3 protein-coding genes and 1 tRNA gene are annotated in these 3886 nt (G+C 43.3%); 2 read left to right on the top strand and 2 right to left on the bottom strand.

The window, feature by feature from the left end:
• Positions 1-374 precede the first annotated feature (374 nt).
• Positions 375-1760 (top strand): Wzz/FepE/Etk N-terminal domain-containing protein, encoded by a 1386-nt coding sequence (locus OLM33_10010; GenBank protein MCW1713984.1) that lies wholly within the window; start codon positions 375-377, stop codon positions 1758-1760.
• Between the two features lie 116 nt (positions 1761-1876).
• A tRNA-Ala gene (locus tag OLM33_10005) sits at positions 1877-1951 on the top strand.
• A gap of 580 nt (positions 1952-2531) precedes the next feature.
• Here OLM33_10005 and OLM33_10000 read toward each other — a convergent pair.
• Complete coding sequence (locus OLM33_10000) at positions 2532-2867, bottom strand: hypothetical protein (protein MCW1713983.1); 336 nt, start codon at positions 2865-2867, stop codon at positions 2532-2534.
• A gap of 18 nt (positions 2868-2885) precedes the next feature.
• A complete protein-coding gene (locus OLM33_09995) occupies positions 2886-3746 on the bottom strand; it encodes a Wzz/FepE/Etk N-terminal domain-containing protein (GenBank protein MCW1713982.1) in 861 nt (286 codons plus the stop codon).
• Between the last annotated feature and the right edge of the window lie 140 nt (positions 3747-3886).

Below are 3886 nucleotides of genomic sequence, written 5' to 3'. Positions count from 1 at the left end.
TATTAGCCCACTCCTTATCATTTTCGCTACCTCCTTGGTGATCTTCACAATCCCAATGGTAGCTATATGGTCGGGGTGGGTCAATTTCTTTCCGGCGATTAGGGTCAATTATAGTCCGGCGGTGACACATTGGTGATAAATTCTAAATATGATGCGTAAGGAAAAGTATTTTTCAGCCTCCGACCTTTTAAGGATGCTGCTCGGGTATGGAAGATATCACAGATTTGCAATTTCAGCATCCCAAAAAAGATATATTATTAGCATCTTTTAATTTGACTCTTACATAGTATAATTATCAGGCATAATTGACGGTCAATTTGTTATACAATGATATTATAATATCAAATAAGATTTTATTACTTTTGGAGGGCATCATGGATAACGAGCAGAAAAACCACTGTCAACCCGATCTGGAAAGAAGGCTTTATATGAACTATAACGAGGAGTATGAAGGCAATGAGATAGACATTGTCGATATACTTATGATCTTTTGGACAAAGAAGTTTCTGATCCTTGCGTTTGTTTTGCTTTTCTCACTGGCGGGTTTCGCTTACGTCAAAATGATGGAACCATATTATGAAAGCAGGACAACGCTGCTATTCATGCCTCCTGTTCCGGCTGAAATGAGCGCGGAGATGAGGAAAGATCCTGCTCAACCGCAAAGCAGTACCAGTTCCCTTTTACCTCCGGACATTTACCTGACACTGGCCACTGCAGACGACCTTTTGTATGACACTATCAATATCGTCTACGGCGCTGAAACATCCGGAGATATTTCTATTCCAACTCCAACTGGTCTGCGTGAAAAAATGGAAGTTGAACTCAACAAGTCATCTGAAAAAACAGGTGCAACATCTGAAAAATTAACGCTGTCCGTAAAAATCAAAGACAGTGTTCCTGAAAGAGCAGTCGAACTTCTAACTACATGGGGCAAACTTTTTATACAAAGAAATTCTGACCTGTTTACAGACAGAGCAGGAACTTCTTTCACATACATTAAAGACTCTATGCTCTCTGTAAAAAATGACCTCGATAAAACACAAAGTACATTGCTTGAATACCAAAAAAAGAATCCACTAAAAATACTTTCTTCGAAACTTGAGACTACAAGTGTAATATACGGTAAAGCAATGGAACAGTACAACGAAGAGATGTTAAAAATCGCTCCTTTGGAGTCAAGGATAAAAGCGACCAGAAAACTCCTCTCCCTTGAACCTGAGAAATTATCCCTTAGTAAGGGAATGAGCACTGAAGCTGTCTGGAATTTCCTCGCAAGAGAACTTACCCCCGAAGAACTAAAACAACTTAAAAACATGAACATCGATGACGAGATATTGAACGCACAAAACTCAACGTTAAAAGCAAAACTATATTCTGATGAACTTGAACTTGCAACGTTAAAAGCCTCTACTGCAGAATTAAGAAAACGCATTGATTCCTTGAGAAAAGACAGTGAAATGACAGAAGCAAGGATAGCTGAGATATCAAATCAGATCCACAAAATGGCAACAGAGAGGGACATATTAAGAAAATCATATCTTCTCCTTGCTGACGAATATCAGGTCTCTAAGGTTGCAAACGTAGAGGCTAACGACACTGTAAGGATAATCGAAAAACCCGTGCTCGCGACTGAGCCGGCTTCGCAGGGCAAGCTAAAGATATTGCTGCTTGCATCCCTGCTCGGTCTTTTCATGGGCGTGACTGTCGCATTTTTGGTCCATGCCGTTCAGAGCAAAAAAGAAAAAACAGCTGCCGAATAGAAGTATTTTCAGTTTATACATTAGCAACAGTAAAAAATTACCCTGATCTGCCAATTACCCCGCGTCTGTTGACAAGGTGTTGCAACGTGATAAAATTACCTGCGTGCGTTACGAGTGGGGCTGTAGCTCAGCGGGAGAGCACTTCCCTCGCACGGAAGGGGTCGGGCGTTCAAATCGCCTCAGCTCCACCATTCTAACCGCCGAATAAATGGACCTCCAAAGGGAGGTCCATTTTTTTTGTAAAGAAATGCGGGGAGAGGATCCGCCGAGGGCGTCGGTTGTTTAAAAAATGTTGGCAAGCAGTTGGCAAGCAGTCGGTAAAGACAGGTGGAAACTACATCCGCAGGGGAGTCAATTGGTAATCTATTGGGAATCAATTGCAAATCAATTGTTTGAACCAAGAACCCACACTTCGTCTTCCCGGTATGGGCCTCTCTTCGTCTTCCCGGTATGCCGCTGAGCCGGGATCCATAGGTTTTGGGTTTTATGTCCACCAAGATATCGGGATCCAGGTTTGGGTTTTAGTATCTGGATTCATTCGAGAAGCGAAGTTCAAAAACCTATGGACCCCGGCTCACGGCCAGAGAGCCAACGAGTTGCGAGTTGTGCGAATCGGCTGGTAGTTACACCAGGTGCACACCGGGGAGACGCGGGGATGGACCCCGGGCTCAACAGCATACCGGGATGACGAGGAGGAGGGGCAAAACAAGGCCAAACCTGGATCCCGGCATCTCAAAGCGCATTCGAAATGGTTCGAGCACTATGGTTAATTTAAAAAGTTTTCCTGACGAAAAACAGTGCTCTCCCGACAACATACCATCTGAGCAGTATAGTATATTCCTCCACGCTGGCTCTGGGCCATACTACTTTGTATACTCCGCCCCATATCATAGGAATAAGAATGCATGCAGAGAAGATGAAAATAGTCTGAAGAAGTTCGCCGGCGTATCCCATTTCGATAAAGAAAGTGAGCCTGAGGGCATAGCCCAAGTAGACAGCGAGCGCAAGTGAAATAAAGTCAAGGGAAAGCACATATCTCCCCCTTGACGCAGTTTTAAGATAAATAGACAAAAGAGCCTTGATGAGTCTGTTCTCTTTGTACAACATCACACAGATCTCCTATCTTTAGTTAGCTCTTTCTCTTTTAAAACCTGCCAATTCTTTTAGGCGTTTCACCTTCTCTGCTGTCTCGGGATCGGAAGAAGAAACACGCAGGAAGTGGCTGATAAAGGCAAATGTGAGACCTACAAAAAGCCCGAGTATTCCGGAAAGTGCGGCTATTTTGCCCCTTCCTCTCGGAAGCGGCTGGTCGGGAAGTGTCGGCGGGGATACAAGCTGTACGACCATAGGGGCGCTCTTTCTGTAAACAGCGCCCTCCTCATAGAGGGAAAGCAGTGACATGGTTTTTAAAAGCTGATCAATGTCTTTGCGAACGACACCGTTGGTGGGATCCTGCTTGAACTCTTCGATCTTTTCTATGTTCTTCTCTATCTCAGACTGTATATAGGCATCCTTTTGCCCGGAAATCGTCATACCCATTTCCTGCAATATTTCCAGTGAAGAATCATAAAGAGATTTTGCAACTGTCAATGCCTTTTCGGGATACCTGTCTTTAACTGTTACAGTTACTATTCCGCTTTTGGCATCAACATTCGGCTCAATATTGTCCGAAAGAGACTTGCGTGCCTGCACACGTGTCTTTGCTGTTCCATCCTCATTTTTAAGAAGGTCATTTTGGTCGATCACTGAGTCTAATACGGAATCACTAGTCAATATCCCTGAAATAAGGTTGCCTGAGACATAAATATTAAAGTCTCCTGTTTTAGGGCTGTTTTGAGTTATCGCTGCAATCTGCATCGAACTGGCATATTCGGGCTTCTTCATGAAAATCCCGTATCCGAGGCCGGCAATCAGGAAGATAAGAAAAAAAGACAATATAACTTTTTTGCCTTGGGCGATTATAAGAAGAATATCTAAAAGGGATATCTCCGTCTCATCTGTAAGCGTAAAATATCCCGGACCTGGATAACGTCCAGAGATCCGGGATATTATTTTTTTGCACTAAAGACAAACAGTTGGACTGAGCCTCGAAAGTTTACTGTGCAGAGTTAATATCGTTTTGTTTC

The organism is Synergistaceae bacterium DZ-S4, assembly GCA_025943965.1.
GTDB classification, from domain to species: Bacteria; Synergistota; Synergistia; order Synergistales; family Synergistaceae; genus Caenicola; species Caenicola nitritireducens.
Note: the sequence above shows the minus strand (reverse complement) of the source record. Positions and strands in the feature narration are given on the sequence as shown.

What these genes read in the sequence shown, in the direction of transcription:
- OLM33_10010 (MCW1713984.1), top strand. Translation starts at nt 375, where the DNA reads ATGGATAACGAGCAGAAAAACCACTGTCAACCCGATCTGGAAAGAAGG.
- OLM33_10000 (MCW1713983.1), bottom strand. Translation starts at nt 2,867, where the DNA reads ATGTTGTACAAAGAGAACAGACTCATCAAGGCTCTTTTGTCTATTTAT.